General features: G+C 34.7%; 13 protein-coding genes. 3 read left to right on the plus strand and 10 right to left on the minus strand.

Features of this window, described 5'->3' with window-relative positions; all coding sequences use genetic code 11:
* Positions 1-12: 12 nt before the first annotated feature.
* The 9 genes from ACQ5J2_RS08575 to ACQ5J2_RS08615 form a co-directional block, all read right to left on the minus strand.
* Positions 13-3,051, minus strand: coding sequence for a PAS domain S-box protein (locus tag ACQ5J2_RS08575; protein ID WP_432669997.1), 3,039 nt, complete (start codon positions 3,049-3,051; stop codon positions 13-15).
* Between the two features lie 251 nt (positions 3,052-3,302).
* Positions 3,303-4,124, minus strand: coding sequence for a hypothetical protein (locus tag ACQ5J2_RS08580; RefSeq protein ID WP_432669998.1), 822 nt, complete (start codon positions 4,122-4,124; stop codon positions 3,303-3,305).
* A gap of 66 nt (positions 4,125-4,190) precedes the next feature.
* Positions 4,191-5,519: an aldehyde dehydrogenase gene (locus ACQ5J2_RS08585; protein ID WP_432669999.1), complete on the minus strand. Its 1,329-nt coding sequence runs from the start codon at positions 5,517-5,519 to the stop codon at positions 4,191-4,193.
* A 54-nt stretch (positions 5,520-5,573) separates the two neighbouring features.
* Entirely contained in the window at positions 5,574-6,929 is a 1,356-nt protein-coding gene (locus tag ACQ5J2_RS08590; protein WP_432670000.1) for a hypothetical protein, read from the minus strand.
* An 83-nt stretch (positions 6,930-7,012) separates the two neighbouring features.
* The gene (locus ACQ5J2_RS08595; RefSeq protein ID WP_432670001.1) at positions 7,013-7,708 is read right to left on the minus strand and encodes an RluA family pseudouridine synthase; all 696 of its coding nucleotides are present in this window, start codon (positions 7,706-7,708) and stop codon (positions 7,013-7,015) included.
* 29 nt (positions 7,709-7,737) lie between these two features.
* Positions 7,738-8,556 (minus strand): 3-methyl-2-oxobutanoate hydroxymethyltransferase, encoded by an 819-nt coding sequence (gene panB / locus ACQ5J2_RS08600; protein WP_432670002.1) that lies wholly within the window; start codon positions 8,554-8,556, stop codon positions 7,738-7,740.
* A 177-nt stretch (positions 8,557-8,733) separates the two neighbouring features.
* Entirely contained in the window at positions 8,734-9,819 is a 1,086-nt protein-coding gene (locus ACQ5J2_RS08605) for a GAF domain-containing protein (protein ID WP_432670003.1), read from the minus strand.
* Positions 9,820-10,086: 267 nt separating this feature from the next.
* A complete protein-coding gene (locus ACQ5J2_RS08610) occupies positions 10,087-11,565 on the minus strand; it encodes a potassium/proton antiporter (RefSeq protein ID WP_432670004.1) in 1,479 nt (492 codons plus the stop codon).
* Positions 11,566-11,822: 257 nt separating this feature from the next.
* Positions 11,823-12,455: a hypothetical protein gene (locus tag ACQ5J2_RS08615; protein ID WP_432670005.1), complete on the minus strand. Its 633-nt coding sequence runs from the start codon at positions 12,453-12,455 to the stop codon at positions 11,823-11,825.
* A 782-nt stretch (positions 12,456-13,237) separates the two neighbouring features.
* Between ACQ5J2_RS08615 and ACQ5J2_RS08620 the strand changes: the two genes are divergently transcribed.
* Entirely contained in the window at positions 13,238-13,510 is a 273-nt protein-coding gene (locus tag ACQ5J2_RS08620) for a PLDc N-terminal domain-containing protein (protein ID WP_432670006.1), read from the plus strand.
* Between the two features lie 183 nt (positions 13,511-13,693).
* Entirely contained in the window at positions 13,694-14,281 is a 588-nt protein-coding gene (locus ACQ5J2_RS08625) for a CDP-alcohol phosphatidyltransferase family protein (RefSeq protein ID WP_432670007.1), read from the plus strand.
* A 57-nt stretch (positions 14,282-14,338) separates the two neighbouring features.
* Here the strand turns inward: ACQ5J2_RS08625 and ACQ5J2_RS08630 are convergent, their stop codons facing one another.
* On the minus strand, positions 14,339-15,763 hold the full coding sequence (locus ACQ5J2_RS08630) for an L-serine ammonia-lyase (protein WP_432670008.1): 1,425 nt from the start codon (positions 15,761-15,763) through the stop codon (positions 14,339-14,341).
* 185 nt (positions 15,764-15,948) lie between these two features.
* Here ACQ5J2_RS08630 and ACQ5J2_RS08635 point away from each other — a divergent pair, with 185 nt between their 5' ends.
* Entirely contained in the window at positions 15,949-16,527 is a 579-nt protein-coding gene (locus tag ACQ5J2_RS08635) for a hypothetical protein (protein WP_432670009.1), read from the plus strand.
* Positions 16,528-16,611: the final 84 nt, after the last annotated feature.

Raw genomic sequence — 16,611 nt, forward strand, 5'->3', positions numbered from 1 at the left:
AATTGTATTGTTTTAGTATTTATAGGTATTTCTCCATTTTAAAATAACTTCTTTAACAGTGTCTTTGACTACTGGTTTTGAAATATAATCACTCATTCCTGATGAAAAACACAATTCGCGTTCTTCTTTTAAAGTTCCTGCTGTTAAAGCAATAATAGGAACCGTTGAATTTTGCTCTAAAGCCCTGATTTGCTTGGTGGCTTCAAGACCATTTAAAATGGGCATCTGGACATCCATCAAAATCAAATCAGGACGAGATTCAATAAATTGGGCTACTGCTTCTTCACCATTTTGACTTTCTAATAATTCCGCTTTCGGAAACAAACCTTTCAAAATTGTTTTGATCAAAAGCATGTTAATTTTATTATCTTCCACTATCAAAATTTTCATAGTAAGTTCAGCCGTGTCGTACTCTTTAGTTGGTGGGCTCAGCTCTATTTCTTTTGTAATTTCAAATTTATTACTTTCGGTCAATATTAAATCAAAATAAAACTGACTTCCTTCTTCGGGTTTACTTATTACCTTTAATTTGCTTTCCATCAATTGCAACAGTTGATTCGTAATCGTCAGGCCAAGTCCTGTGCCTCCATATTTTCGTGTCGTTGAATTGTCTTCTTGTAAAAAAGGTTCAAATATTCGCTTCTGATTTATCGGCAAAATTCCAATTCCTGTGTCAATTACCGAAAAACGGATTTGTTGTGTTCGAGAATTAATGCGTTTCTTGCATTCTATCTTTATGATTATTCCACCTTTGACGGTAAACTTAATTGCATTACTTACTAAATTAAGGAGTATTTGTTTTAAGCGAACCGGGTCAATTAATAATACTTCGGGAACATTCGTGTTGATGTCGATTGTTAAGTCTAAATGTTTTCGTTCTAAATCAAATCTAATAACTTGCTGTATAGAATCAAGTACCTCTGTAATGCGTGTGTTTTGTAAATCTAATTCTAGTTTTCCAGCTTCGATTTTAGAAAAGTCTAAAATGTCATTGATAATATCTAACAACGTATTCGCTGATTGATAAACCGTCGTCATGTAACTCAACTGTTTGCTATCTAAATCGGTATCCATAAGCAAATCCGTAAATCCGATGATTCCGTTGAGTGGCGTTTTGATTTCGTGACTCATATTGGCAAGAAATTCCGACTTCGCTTTATTTGCAGACTGAGCTAAATCTTTTTCGATTACAGCTGATTCCGCTTCTTTATTTGCAGTAATATCAATAAAAAGCCCTTCAATTAATTCAATTTTACCTTCTGTTTTAATTACATCCGCAAATTCTTCAATCCAACAAACCGTACCGTCTTTTTTACGAATGCGGTATATAAAATGCAGCGGTTCACCAGCGGCGATTTTTTGTCCAGAAAGTAGAAGTATTTCCGATTTATCCTCTTCGTGTATCAATTCAGAAAAGCTCATTTTGTTGTCGATAAATTCACTTTTTGAATAACCAGTTAGATTTTCTATTTGGTCATTCAAGTAAATTTTAGTCCACTGTTCATCAAATTTTGAAAGGTAAACCGTACCCGGAATATTGTTTGCTAATAGTCTAAAACGTTCTTCGCTTTCATGTATCAAACGTTCATTCGTGTTTTTTTCGATTACGGATGAAATATTATTGGCTAAAACTTGAAAGATATTTATTTCATCTTCTGTCCAAGTTCGTTCTTCTGAGCAAGTATCAAATCCTATGAATCCAGAAAATCTATTATTCATAAATAAAGGCCAAATGATAATTGATTTTATTTCATTGTCAACTAACAGCTTTTTAAAGACGCCTTCTTCGAGGTTTGTAATGGATGATGCAAAGGGTTTCTTGTTTTTTGCTGCATTTGCTATTTCATGAAAATCATCGTGTGAAAAGGTCCTTAAAGGAGTAATTTGAAGTTCTAGAGTTTCTTTTCCCCATTTATATTTTTGTCGGATTAATTGGGTTTTTAAATCATTTTCATAATAATAAATATGGTCAACATTCGTTGCCTTTCCAATGGAAGAGAACGTATCTAAAAACATTTCAAAAGGCGTTTTAGAGAGGAGAAAGCGCTCCGTTGCCTGAGAAACTATAGACCAGACTTGGCTTTTGTATTTTAGTTTTCGTTCCGTTTCTAATCGCAATTGTAGTTCATGACATAAAGATATTACTTCAAGAATAGATTTAATAAATGTAAAATCTTCATTGTCCCACTGCCGATTTACTTTTTTGTTTGAGAAGCACAAAACACCCATTAACAAACCATCGTAAAGAACACTCATAATGAGCATCGAATTAATTTCAGGGTTTGATTGCGAAAAATTTTGCAGCGAAGGACTTTCTTTTGATTTTAAATCTGGAATTGTGATTAACTTTTCCTTCTTTAGAAGTTCGAAATTGGCTTGTAAAAACACATTGTTATTTATCGTATTATAAAAGAAATCATCTTTATTTAAGTCATAACTGGTGTGGCTGTTTAATTGTTCATTGGTATAACTCCAGTAACTCACCTTGTCCGTTGTGGTCGCTAAAGCCGTTTGTTTTAGAATAATTTTTAAAACATCATTGAAGTTGTCAAAATTTGAAAAATTGGCAGTAGAAAGGTAATTGATTGTTTTATTAAATTGCTGAATTTTTTGCAATCGAATGTTTTCTTTTGTTTCTAAATCTTTGAATGCAGTAACATCACGAATGAATCCAGCGTAGCCAGACACTGTTCTGTCGGGATAACGGGAAACGATTACTTTTTGTGAAACCCAAATTTCGGAACCATCTTTTTTGATTATTGGAAACTCAATAGACGGAAAGTCACTTTCCCGCTGAAGTACGTCTTGATAAAAGACAATTAATTTTTCTCTGTAATCCTCACGAATAAAATGAGTAAAGGTGCGACCGATAATTTCGTCCATCGAATATCCCAAATGTTGAATAGTGAAATCATTTACAAATGTCAGTCGGCCTACTTCATCTGTTTCATAAATAATATCAATTGCACTCTGTATTAGTTTTTTATATTGGCTATTTGATGGGGTGAAATTCTTTATCCTTAATGATTTATTGGTTCTCGAAATTTTCATAAAGATAAAAACAAGGAGCAATAATAACAGTAAAATAACCGAAAGTAGAATTGATGTAGTAGCGAATAAAAAGACAAAAAACATCATGTTTAATGCAAATATTTGAGGATAATAAAACTATAAATGAAATAATCAGTAATTGAAATACGTTTAAAACATTACTAATTTACAAAAAAATCAGCACTTATGATAAAAGACCTTTATAAAATTAGAAATTTCATAAAGGTCTTCAAATTTTGTGTATAATTAGCCTAAAACCTAGTATCTCCGATTTCGTCTAATTCGCTCGTTTCATCAATAGGCAATGCTGCTTTATAAATAACATACTGCATAGAGTACAAAGCAGGAAGTGTGAATATAATTCCGATACAAAGTGCAATGATACCTAAGAATACAAAAACAATAACAATTAGAGCTAATAATAAGATGATCCAAAAGTTTTTAGAAACCAATACAAAACTGCTTTTGATTGCATCAACGGCTTTTAAATCGCCAAAAATAATAAGCGGAATCGTTACTAGAGTGAATAGCGTTACCAAAATTGAAATTAAAAAGCCTGCCACTGCACCTGCAATAACCATACTTCCACCAGGGTTGCTAAGTTTAACTAGTTCTATAACGGTGCTCAATCCTGAACCGGCGAGTGTAATTATAATAGCTCCAAAAAACAATTCTTTAAAGTACTTCGTTTTATAATGCATAAAGGCGGTACCGAAATCGAAATCTTCATTAATTTCAGCATTGTGAGCCATCTGTATTATTCCTGCAGCAACGGGTGCAAATAATCCAGCTCCAATGACAGAAGCGATTAAGTTAGCTACAAGTGCCGTACTTGTAACAATTCCTGAACCGTAGTCAGTAAGTGATTGTGTAAGTGTTCCAACGCCAATAATTAATGCAGCTGCACCACCAATTACAAAAATAGCAGCAACACCCACTAACAAGATAACGGCTCCAGCTAGAAGCGCAATTTTTTTATAATTTCCAAAAACCGCATTGATAGCTTCTCCTAAATCTAAATTGTAACCCGTTCTTTTAATTTCTTCAATACGTTGTAAAGTTGATTTCATCATAGTGTTTAAATTGTTTTCTTATAGGTGTCTCTTTCGGCTCATTTGTTACATAGTAAAGCAAGATTTTTACATCCATCGCAATAATTTCTTAAGTTTTTTTAATTTGTTGCCGTAAGGGGCATATCTAAAGGGAATGTCGAGCCAGTTTTTTCTTTTCACAATTGATTTTTGATGGGAAAATGTCTGGAAACTTCTTTTGCCACGATATGCTCCAATACCTGAATTTCCTACACCTCCAAACGGCAATCTGTGGTTTCCAAAGTGAATTATTGTATCATTTATACAACCGCCTCCATACGAAAATTGCTGAATGCATCGCTCTCTAAAATGTTCGTTTTCAGTAAAAACATAAAGCGAAAGTGGTTTTGGCAGTGGTAAAATAATACGCTTTAAATCGTCAAAAGTATCATACGTCAAGATGGGTAAGATGGGTCCGAAAATCTCGTCTTTCATCACTTCACTGTGCAAACTTGGTTGGTCTATGAGCGTTGGGGCCAAATAACAATCGTCTTCATCGCCGGTTCCTCCGTGAATAATGTTTTGATTCTCTAACAATGCGGTAAGTCTGGACCAGTTTTTCTTATTGATAATTCTACAATAATCAGGCGACAATTGTGGATTCTCAGCATATGCTTTTTTAATTTCAATGATTAAATGCCGCACAAATTCTTCCTTAACACTTGATTTTACTAGAATGAAATCTGGTGCAATGCAAGTCTGTCCCGCATTCAGGAATTTACCCCAAACAATTCGTTTTGCTTTCAATTCAATTGAACCGGTTTCATCAACAATACACGGATTTTTACCTCCTAATTCTAAAGTTACAGGTGTGAGGTTTTTAGCGGCAGCTTCATATACTTTTTTACCCACGCCAACACTTCCTGTAAAGAAAATGTAATCCCATTTTTTTGCGAGTAAACTTTTAGCCAACTCCGCATCGCCTAGGACGGCAACGACTTCTTGCACGTCAAAAACCTCTCTAATTATTTTAGAAAGTAGGGAAGAGGTATTGGGTGTTAATTCAGAAGGTTTTAAAGTAACTTGGTTTCCGGTGGCAAATGCAGCAATTACTGGTGATAGTGCTAGCTGAAACGGATAATTCCATGGCGAAATAATAAGTACTTTCCCGTAAGGTTCACTATAGATGTAATCGCTGGAAGGGAAGTTTAGCAAAGAGGGCAAAACACGTTTTGGTTTTGCCCATTTTTGCATATTTTTAATGGTATATTTTAAATCGTCCTTGACAATGTTTATCTCAGTAATGAATGCTTCAAAAGGAGGTTTTTTGAAATCCTTGTATAAGGCTTCCATGATATCCTTTTCGTAAAAGTGAATCTGGTTTAAAAGCTTTGCAAGTTTTTTCTTTCTGTTTTCAATTAATTGTGCATGTTCCATATTTAAAAAGGTTGCATTTGAACTGCAATTTAATTTTTAAAAATGAATTATACACTATTCATTCTGTCTAAATCCAAAACGGAATCCAAAATAAACATCTGCTTGTTTACTGTCACTTGCAACAGCACTAATTATAGAATTTGAGCCTAAGAAAAACCCACCAATTCTTAAACCAAAACCAAGTGTTCCTCCCGCTATTTCATTGTTTCCAATAGGTAACATCGCTTCAAAAGCGCCAAAAGTAACACGGGGAGTTACTGTAAACATATTTTGCGTACTGATTTGGTCATCATTATTTTCATCTCCCATTTTTTGTTGTAAAAATGCCGTTACCGCAACTCTTTTGACAATGTTATAATCCGCATAAATATTAAATACGGTTGGTAATTTAACCTTAAATTCATCTGTAGAATTTTTACTTGTAAAGTATTCGGGATGTTGGAGTAATACTGCTTCAATATCTTCTAATCCTTCTACGTTTTCAAATTCATCTAAATTCAATCCTGGGTCGCCATTAGGAATATTTAAAGAATAATTATTGGATACATTATCAGCTCCTGCAAAGGTCATTGACCCGATATTTCTAACAGAAGCACCTACTTTAAGTCTATAGGTTTTGTCTTCGTTGAGCAATTGATAATCCACCCCAAAATCGGTAGCAAAACCATTTAAGCCTCCAAAAACAGATTTAACGTAATCGTCTGATTCTCCAAAACTAGAACTAAAGTTACCTGAATAAGCTATGTTTAAAGAGGATTGGGTATTAGTCAATCGCAATCCATCAACACCATCCACGATGTCCCCATCAAAGTTGTTTAAACCCACATTGGCATATGAGCCTGGAAATAATAGTTTTAATGTTACTCCAGCATTAATTCGGTGTTTTTCTGTTTCAAAGACGTTTCGGGCAACAGAGATTCCAATCTCGCCCCAAGTGGTAGCACTAATACGTTGATTGTCCTTGCTTAAGACGCTCGTAAACGTTTCTGCAGAGTTTAAATTTTCGTTAATTAAGGCATTTCCTAAATTAGTATTTAAGTTAATAACACTTGCTTTTATGAAGGCTTTTGAACTAACTCCAAATCCCCATTTATTATAACGCATTCCAAACGAAGGACCAAAAATAGCGGCATCAAAACTGAAATCAACATTTCCTTTGCCATCAAAAAGTAAGGTCTCAACATCCTCATCTCCTGACAAATCTTTAAAACCTAGTTTATTATTAGAAACATTGACACTAAATGTCATTAATTGAATCTCATATTTACTGTTGAGGTTAGCAAATTCAGAGGGATTTACATTTCCATTTAATATTCCAACGCGCTGTGTGGTTGAAATGGCTGAAAAATGTTCTTGGGAATAAGCGTTTAAAGATAGTAACGCTACGGCTAAAAAAGTAATTTTTTTCATAATATGGCGTATTTATAACCAAATGTATGACAAAAATTCTGTTTATCTTAAAATTAACATAATAAATTTAAAAGTCCGCTATGTTAAATTTTTATATTATTCCAAGTTGCCTCGTTGGGTAAAGGAGCGATTATTAAAATCTCAGTTTTAGCTACAGGATGAATAAATGCTAATTTTCGAGCATGCAAATGAATTCCACCATCCGGATTACTTCGATTAAAACCGTATTTCAAGTCGCCTTTTATCGGGCAGCCGATTGCTGTAAGTTGGCTTCGAATTTGATGGTGCCGTCCGGTATGCAAGTTGACCTCTAAAACCGTATAGTTTGTTAATTTATAAACGATTTTGTAATCCAATATAGCCAATTTACTTTCAGTAACTTCTTTCGAGTGGGCTTTTGAAGTATTGTTTTTTGTGTTTCTTTTTAGATAGTGCTCTAAAACTGCTTCTGACTGTTCAGGTGCATTTTTTACAACAGCCCAATAGGTTTTCTTGGTTTCCCGGTTTTTGAACATCTCATTCAAACGGGTTAAAGCTTTTGAAGTTTTTGCAAAAACTACAATGCCTGTTGTGGGTCTATCGAGACGATGTACCACACCAAGATAGACTTCGCCGGGCTTATTGTATTTGTCTTTAATATATTCCTTAACAACGTCGCTAAGCGGTTGGTCGCCTGTTTTATCACCTTGCACGATGTCACCCACACGCTTATTGATGACAATAAGGTGGTTGTCCTCGTGCAAAACTTGCAAGTTTTTTTTATCTGAAAGTATTTTCATTGTTTGACGAATCGGTTGGTCGGAATGAGTTAGTACTGCTCCTTTTCGTTAGGGAAGTCGCTTGATTTTACATCAGAAACATAATTACCAATGGCTTTTGTCATTTGGTCGTATAAATCCAAGTAACGTCTCAAGAAGCGTGGATTGAATTCGTTATTCATTCCTAACATATCGTGAATAACCAAAACTTGTCCGTCAACACCACCACCTGCTCCAATACCTATAACTGGGATTGAAATACTTTCAGCTACTCTGGTTGCTAATTCGGCAGGTATTTTTTCTAATACCAAAGCGAAACAGCCTATTCGTTCTAACATTTTTGCATCTTCAATCAACTTGTCAGCTTCAGTTTCTTCTTTTGCACGAACGGTATAAGTACCAAACTTGTAAATAGATTGTGGCGTCAAACCCAAATGACCCATTACCGGAATACCTGCGTTTAAAATTTTCTTGATGGAATCTTTTATTTCACTTCCGCCTTCCATTTTTACTGCGTGACCACCGCTTTCTTTCATGATTCGGATAGAAGAACGTAATGCTTCTTTCGGGTCTGATTGATAACTTCCAAAAGGTAAATCTACCACCACTAAAGCGCGAGAAGTTCCTCTTACCACACTAGAAGCGTGATAAATCATTTGGTCTAAAGTAATTGGTAGTGTTGTTTCGTGTCCCGCCATTACATTGGAAGCCGAATCGCCCACTAATATCACATCTACTCCTGCAGAATCGACTATTTGAGCCATTGTGAAGTCATAAGCTGTCAACATCGAAATTTTTTCGCCATTGGCTTTCATTTCAATCAATGACTTGGTCGTTATTCTTTTGTAATCTTTCTTGGCTACAGACATAATTCAGTTTTTAAGGCTGTAAAAATACTAAATTACTTTTTGGATTAGCGCTATTAGAAGAATAAAGAAGGAGGGAAGTCATCGGGGTGAGAAATATTATTTTGAAAGAACCAATTTCAACACAAAAACGAACTATTTTGCAACGAAATTATAGCGTATGATTACTTGAAAATCCTATTATATCTGCTTGTAATGCACAATGCTTTGTGTCACGATTTGATGTATAATTTTGTCTAAATCTTTTGCAGCATCAAACAAATGATTAATGTACGTTTCCTTTTCTTCCTTAGGTAAGTCGGGATTGTCCTTGAGTAAACTACAAAATCCTAAAATATTTGCAACAGGTCCTCTAACTTCATGACACTGCTGCCAAGTTATTTTTTTTAAGAGTTCATTTTGTTGCACTAACTTTAAAAAATTGGTTTTCTCATTAGTAATGTCTTGGGCATTATGCGCTAAACCTACTATAGACCTAAGATGGCAATACACAGGATAGATCGCAATACGCCACCACGTGTTGTCATGATATTTTTCTAATTCAATACGTTCTCCTTTTAAAACGCGATTAAATAAACTTTTATACTCGGCCCTGTATTGGGGCAATACATATTCTAAAACATTTTCGCCTATTTTTTCTTCTTTACCAAATAGTTGTTTTACAAATTTTCTTGAAGCTTGGTTGCTGTACCGGACCTTTAATTCTGTATCAATAAATGCGGAAGCTTCCTGTGTACTTTCATAAATAGCTTGAAGCATATTCGACATTTCAAGTTGAGCAGCAACAGATTTTTGCACGCAAAGTTGTATCTCCAATTGCTCGACGACCAAATCTGCTAAGTCTTTTAAAAGGTCTTGCTCGTGCGGCGTCAGCGTTCTAGGTTTAGTATCTGCAATAAAAAGTGTTCCTAAATTTACCCCATTTTTAACCGTGAGCGGCATCGATGCATAAAACTGCACACCAAATTCACTAGTAACCAATGAATTTTTCATGGTTCGAGAATCGGTTGAAGCATTTTCAACCATATAAATTTCTTTGCCCATAATTGCAGAAACGCACAAGCCTTCCTCTTTAGAAATCTCTGTTAAAGCGATTCCTTGAGTGGATTTGAACCAAATTCTGTCCGTATCTATCAAAGAGATAAGCGCCATTGGCACGTTTAATATCTTTGTTGCCAATTGGGTAATAAGGTCAAAAGCGGCCTCTTTAGGGGTGTCTAAGATTTCGTATTCTCGCAGAGTTGCTATCCTTATACTTTCATTCATTGTAGGTTTAACTTTTTTGAATAGGACAAACATTAGGTGGTTAAAGTTGTAACTACTGTGTTTGCTAGCAATTTGACTTACTCAAAAAGTGAGTTCAATCGCAAAATTTTATTTAGTAAGTGGATTGCTTTATGATTTCTTAAATCAACCCCCTCCTGATATCTGGTGACAGCGACAAATCTAATAAAAACAAAGTTAATTTTATACACGTAATCTACAATTAATCCAGTAATTCTTAAATACAGGCAGATTAGTTGAATATTATTTTCAATGAATGGGTATTATTTTTTCGGTCAAGCGGTCGTTCATTTTTATAAAGTCTTTTGGCGTATCGGCAAGTACCATTAAAATATCATTGACTTCAATAATGGTTGAGCCACCCGGACGAATGTATTGTTCGTTTCTTTTTATCATTATGATGAAAATGGACTTGGGAAGTCCCAAATCAACAATCCGCTTGTTTACCGCGTTAAAATCAGGTAAGATTTCAATTTCTTTCAGCGAGGACTTCGGAAGATTTAGAGTAAGTTGGTCCACTTCCGTTATTTTTTTTGCGGTTTCAGGAAGTGCAAGATTTAGCCATTTTGCAACTACCGAAAGTGTAGTTCCTTGAATCAAAATTGAAGTAACTGATATGAAAAACACAATATTGAAAATCATATTAGCCTTGTCAATTCCCGCCAATAGGGGATACGTGGCAAAAACAATTGGTGCGGCTCCTCGTAAACCTACCCAGGAAATGTAAATCCTTCGCTTCAATTTCATCTTAAAAAACATCAGACTTAAAAAAACACTCACGGGTCGCGCAACTACTATTAAAAACAATGAGATAAGTAGACCTATACCCATATAAGGAACAATTTCTGTAGGAAATACAAGCAGTCCTAAGGTAAGGAACAACACAATTTGCATCAACCAAGCCATTCCGTCGTAAAACTTATAAACCGCCTTTTTATGTATGAAATCTTGATTACCCAGATAAACGGCACAAATATAAATAGCAAGAAAACCATTACCACCCACGAAATCAGTGGCCGAAAATGTAATAAACATCAATGTGATAACAAGAACTGGATACAATCCCTCAAAATCTAGTTTGATTCTATTTATTATGTATTTACTTGCTTTTCCAAAAACAAAACCACCAACACCACCTAAAATCATTTGCTGAAGAAACAAAGGAATTATTGAAGCAATACTTTGGTCTTGATGTATCACTAATGTTAAAAAAGCAAGGGTCAAAACATAGGCCATCGGGTCGTTACTTCCGCTTTCTAACTCTAATGTGGGTCGTAAGTTGCTTTTTAGCGCCAGACTTTTTGAACGCAAAATAGAAAATACAGCCGCTGCATCCGTTGACGAAACAATAGAACCCAACAGCATACTTTCGTAAATCGTAAAATCAGTAACAAACCACACAAAGCTACCAAGTGTCATTGCAGTAAGTAAAACACCCAAAGTTGATAATACAAGGCCTTCCTTTAAAATGGGTTTCACAGAAGTCCAACTGGTGTCCAAACCTCCCGAAAACAAGATGAAATTAAGTGATACAACACCAATAAATTGCGCTAATTGTGGGTCATCAAAATAGATGTTTCCGATACCGTCTGAGCCAAAAAGCATACCAATACCTAAGAAAAGTAGCAAGATGGGTACGCCAAATTTAAACGAAGTTTTGCCTAAAATTATACTGATAAAAAGTAATAATGAGCCAATTAGAAGGATATTATCTATTGTTAAATTCATTCAGATTTGGTCTTAATTTTGATTTTATAAAGTTAGTTTGCCTTAAATAACAGGTATAGTACTAGAGAATTTTCAATTTTTCCAAATATATTAAAACACAAGAATAATTGTATGTTTTGAACTCCAAATAAAAACATAAACTTTGCTTCCAGACTTTTTCTTTAAGTATCAAGCAACGGATGTGCTAATTTTCAATAGAAATTATTGCAAGATATATTTGAAAGTTTTGAAGATATTGACAATGAATAGTATAAATGCTAAGTAGTATTTCTATTCAATTTGTAAATCCGTATTACTGTAAATCCAAGCATTAAAAGATAAGCAAGGATTGGTAAGTAATATTTCTGAATATTTTGCTTGACTTCAGTCCAAGATAACGCTTCCTTCTCATAGCGATGGTAGTAGCCGTATCCACAGGTAAGTGGCGTAATCGAAAGCGTATTTTTATTTACCTTCTCTGGTTTTGGATTGGCAAACCAAATGTCATCTTTATAATTTACATAAAACTTGACCTTTTCCATTGCCATAATATCTATAACTCTTACATAAGTCCAATACTCTGATTTGGGACCAAAATGAAATTTAATCCCATGAATAGAGTCCTTTGACGCAGTTATATTTCTTACTTTATTCTGTGCATCTACAAGTTTTCTCTTATCAGACGCATTATTTCCAGTAAGATGTACAACCGTATATTTCTTTGAATTTACATGTTCTACTAAGGCGCTGTCTATGGCAGTATCTACTGTTCCATCCCACATCCGCACGTCCATTGCGGTGTATTGTGTAAATGCTTTTATGTTTTGAAGGTGCAAAACACACAGTAGGGGTAGCAATATAATGCTAATTAATCCCGCGGAATAATAGGTTTTTTTAGTGTGTTTTCGCATTGTTTTTTAATGTAGTGCTTGACTTCTTTATAATTTAATCTCATTATTAAACATCAATTTAAAATCTTTATATATTGAACGATGCTTGATACTATATAACTCTCAAATATATTAATAATATTCATTACATTTTTATTAACATAATTTTTGTAATTCATTGCTAATCTCATAATAGGAAAACAGTATGAAAATTAGAATTTTCATCTTTATAATCCACGAAATCCCAAAAGACATCCTGAATAATAGCTATAAATTCCGCTATAAATCAAAAAACTATAAATCATAAACTTTTCTAGGCTACATAAGCTTCTACTCTAATTTACTTTGAAGTTGGTTTTACCTTTGTTCGTACTTTGTTCGAGAAAAGTACCTTTTAGACGAAGGAACGACGAACAATCCTCGAACAATCCTCGAACAAACTAGTATTAATTCCCAATTATATGCGTCATTTAAATTCATTTAATTTTCTTTCGAAGTTCTACTATTAAAGTAGATGGGGTAATAAATTATTTGTAGGAAAAAAGACAGTAAATGAAGAACAAATGGTGCGACTAAGACTGTGATTTAGTGTTTCGTTTTAAGGAAATTGCTAAAATAAAGTGCCATCAACAATTGAATGGCTAAGGTCGACAAAAGAGAAGAAATTGCTCATAGGTTGAGCGAGGTGGCAAACAAGCTTGTGAAGCTGTTTATTTATTTAGTGTACAGTTGGTATTGTAACAATTTTAGTATATTTGATAAAAGAAAAAAAACACTATTTAATCAACTAAATTATTTTAATTATGAAATTAGATTTATTTAAAACCAGTTTTTTGTTATCGGTTCTCTTTATAATTGTCGGTACGGGGTTGCGAATTACACATGTTTTGGACGCGACAACTGTACTGACTATTGGGCTCATATTAACGCTAACTTATATTATCAGCGGGATTATTGAGGTCTATCAGTCCTCACGAAGTTCATCGAATAAATTGATGTGGGCTTTAGGTTTCGTGATTTTTAATTTTTTTACTGCTGTATTTTGGTTGATTAATAGGGGAAAAGCCATAGGTTAAGCATTTAATTTCTGGTAAAAAAAGGAAAGCTTGTGAAAACGCCGATGTCGCAAATGATATAGATTAAAAAGTGGTTTTTTAAAAAGACAATAGTGATTTTGATTTAATTATAAAGAAAGGGTTTGGTATCAAATTTAGTTTCAAATAAGAACTAATGCTGTAAAATATGAAATATAAATCCCCATGGCACTTATTATCGCGCGGTTTTTTATTGGGATAATTATCGTAATTTTAAGCTGTGTTGAGGTGGAGTATTATAAAACAATTGTCATTAGTCTCTTGGCAATAGGGGTGCTGACTGATGTTTTTGACGGCATTATTGCAAGACGTTTAAATGTTTCAACACAGTCATTAAGGCGTTGGGATTCAACGGTAGACCAACTATTTTTTATTTCAGTAATTGCAGCAACTTATCTTAAGTATCCTGAGTTTTATGAAGTCCATTGGGTAAAAATAGCTCTACTCGTGGGTATCGAACTATTGACATATCTGGTGAGTTTTTTGAAATTTAAAAAGGAAATAGCCACACATTCTATTGGCGCCAAAATATGGACTCTTTTTTTGTTTGCCACTTTGGTTGATGTGATTATCGAGGGGAATTCAACGGTGCTTTTCGAATTGTTTTTCTGGATAGGAATGCTCACGCGATTGGAAATAATAAGCATCATTCTTATTTTAAAAACGTGGGCAAATGATGTACCAACTTTTGTGCATGCTTTAAAACTCCGTCAAGGAAAACCCATTAAACGCAACCGTCTCTTTAACGGATAAAAAAACTCCTAGACCAACTGGAATAGGAGTTTTGTATATAAAATAACGAAATGTTTCTTAGCAATCGGCCATGTTGACACTCACGGCCAAGCCACCTTCAGAGGTTTCTTTGTATTTGGTATTCATGTCCTTGGCAGTAGCCCACATAGTAGCAATCACTTTGTCTAGCGGTACTTTTGCATTTTTTGCATCTGTAGATAAAGCGAGTTCTGCGGCATTTATGGCTTTAATCGCACCCATTGTGTTTCTTTCAATGCAAGGAATTTGCACCAAGCCACCTATTGGGTCGCAGGTCAGTCCCAAGTGGTGTTCCATGGCAATTTCGGCAGCCATTAGTACTTGTTCGGGAGTTCCGCCCATAAGTTCGCACAATGCAGCGGCAGCCATGGCAGAAGACACGCCAATTTCGGCTTGACATCCACCCATTGCTGCAGAAATAGTAGCACCTTGCTTGAACAAACTGCCGATTTCACCGGCAACTAATAAGAATTGTTTGATTTCCTTTTCGCCAGCTTCATGATTTTCAATAGTTAAATAATACATCAAAACCGACGGGATAACTCCAGCACTTCCGTTAGTTGGAGCGGTAACTACACGACCTAAAGCCGCGTTTACTTCATTTACCGAAAGGGCAAAACAGCTGACCCATTGCAGGATTTGACGGAATTTAACTTCGGTATGACGCACGGATTCTAACCATTCTTGAGGAGTGGTATAATTAGCAAGTCCAATTAAATTTTGATGCATATCAAAAGCACGACGGCGGACATTTAAGCCTCCTGGCAAAATACCTTCGGAATGACAACCAATGTACATACATTCGAGCATGGTGTGCCAAACACGCATCAGTTCCGAATTGATTTTTTCTTCGGTACGCATTGATTTTTCGTTTTCGTATACGATTTCTGAAATGCTCTTATTGTCTTTATTGGCATACGCCAACAATTGAACGGCATTGTCAATCATGTAAGGAAACGCACACTTAAATTCCATTTTCTTTTTGGCATTTGTACGTTCTTCTTTCACCACAAAACCACCACCGATAGAGTAGAAAGTTGACTTGTATTCACGGCTTTCTGTAGAAGCGGTAAAACTGAATCCATTAGAATGAAACGGTAAAAACTCTTTATTGAAAACAATATCCGTTTTAGGATTGAAGGCGATGAGGTGTTTTTCGCCCAAGTTGAGTTGGTTCGTTTTTTGAATTTCCTGTATGATGCTGTCAATGTTCTCGATGGGAATGTATTCAGGGTCCTGACCACTCAGACCCAGCATTACCGCCAAATCAGATGCGTGACCAATTCCTGTTAACGAAAGTGAACCGTATAGATTTACGACCACTCGTGTAGTTTTGGTCAGTAACTCTTTTTCTTCCAGTTCGGCTAAAAAGCGTTCAGCACCACGCCACGGTCCAAGAGTGTGCGAACTTGATGGGCCTACGCCAATTTTTAGCATGTCGAAAACTGAGATACATTCTTCCATAAGTAGATATTTATAAAGCAAAGGTAGTTTTATAAGTGTCTATTTCAAAATAATTAGAATTGTATCATGAAATAGGGAGGGGATGGGGGAGTTTGAGGATGATGGGGAATAATTTTATATATTTGGGATTGGAAATAAATTGAGTTTTAGATGTTTTTTTAAACTTAAGGAAGTAAAATTCACAAATGAAATTAGATAAAAGTTCAATAATTGATATTGTTGTGATGGTTCTTTTCATTGCTTTTTTATTGAGCGATGTAAGTAGTAATGTACCTTATTTTGATTTGGGGTTGCCACTATTGTGGATATTTTTTACGTTGCTTGATATTTATAAAAAAAGAAAATATCTGAGAAATATACCAGAACACGAAATAAGAATTAGTAGTAACAACGACAGCTATTTTAGTGCATTTCCCTTTATTGCAGGGTTCATAGTTTGCGTAGTCTCCCTTTTATTTTACTTCGTAATGGACATGGAAAATAATTTGCTAATTGCATATTCCATTTTGGGCCTGTTACTAATAATTCAGGGTTTACAAATTATCCCGACGGCTTTAATTAAAGTAAATGATGATAATTTGGAATTTGAACATGCAAAGATAAAAAAGAGTGTTCCAATTCATAGTTTTAATACTTTTTCAGTTACTGAAAATGAAATTAGATTAAACAGTGATGAGGTAGAAACCCTAGTTTTTCAGCATTTAGAATTAACTACATCTGAAATTGATTTAACAACTAATTTTTTAAGAAGATATGTTAAATAAGGTGATGTTATGAAGACGCTGTTTGGTGGAATAATGCAAAAATTTTCATTTTTAAATGTAAATAATTGATTTGTAGAAACGCTG

This window comes from Flavobacterium sp. SM2513 (assembly GCF_050908145.1).
Lineage (GTDB): Bacteria > Bacteroidota > Bacteroidia > Flavobacteriales > Flavobacteriaceae > Flavobacterium.

Excerpts from the sequence above, each read along its gene's own strand:
- ACQ5J2_RS08575 (WP_432669997.1), bottom strand. The coding sequence starts at position 3,051 with ATGAAAATTTCGAGAACCAATAAATCATTAAGGATAAAGAATTTCACC.
- ACQ5J2_RS08580 (WP_432669998.1), bottom strand. The coding sequence starts at position 4,124 with ATGATGAAATCAACTTTACAACGTATTGAAGAAATTAAAAGAACGGGT.
- ACQ5J2_RS08585 (WP_432669999.1), bottom strand. The coding sequence starts at position 5,519 with ATGGAACATGCACAATTAATTGAAAACAGAAAGAAAAAACTTGCAAAG.
- ACQ5J2_RS08590 (WP_432670000.1), bottom strand. The coding sequence starts at position 6,929 with ATGAAAAAAATTACTTTTTTAGCCGTAGCGTTACTATCTTTAAACGCT.
- ACQ5J2_RS08595 (WP_432670001.1), bottom strand. The coding sequence starts at position 7,708 with ATGAAAATACTTTCAGATAAAAAAAACTTGCAAGTTTTGCACGAGGAC.
- panB (WP_432670002.1), bottom strand. The coding sequence starts at position 8,556 with ATGTCTGTAGCCAAGAAAGATTACAAAAGAATAACGACCAAGTCATTG.
- ACQ5J2_RS08605 (WP_432670003.1), bottom strand. The coding sequence starts at position 9,819 with ATGAATGAAAGTATAAGGATAGCAACTCTGCGAGAATACGAAATCTTA.
- ACQ5J2_RS08610 (WP_432670004.1), bottom strand. The coding sequence starts at position 11,565 with ATGAATTTAACAATAGATAATATCCTTCTAATTGGCTCATTATTACTT.
- ACQ5J2_RS08615 (WP_432670005.1), bottom strand. The coding sequence starts at position 12,455 with ATGCGAAAACACACTAAAAAAACCTATTATTCCGCGGGATTAATTAGC.
- ACQ5J2_RS08620 (WP_432670006.1), top strand. The coding sequence starts at position 13,238 with ATGAAATTAGATTTATTTAAAACCAGTTTTTTGTTATCGGTTCTCTTT.
- ACQ5J2_RS08625 (WP_432670007.1), top strand. The coding sequence starts at position 13,694 with ATGGCACTTATTATCGCGCGGTTTTTTATTGGGATAATTATCGTAATT.
- ACQ5J2_RS08630 (WP_432670008.1), bottom strand. The coding sequence starts at position 15,763 with ATGGAAGAATGTATCTCAGTTTTCGACATGCTAAAAATTGGCGTAGGC.
- ACQ5J2_RS08635 (WP_432670009.1), top strand. The coding sequence starts at position 15,949 with ATGAAATTAGATAAAAGTTCAATAATTGATATTGTTGTGATGGTTCTT.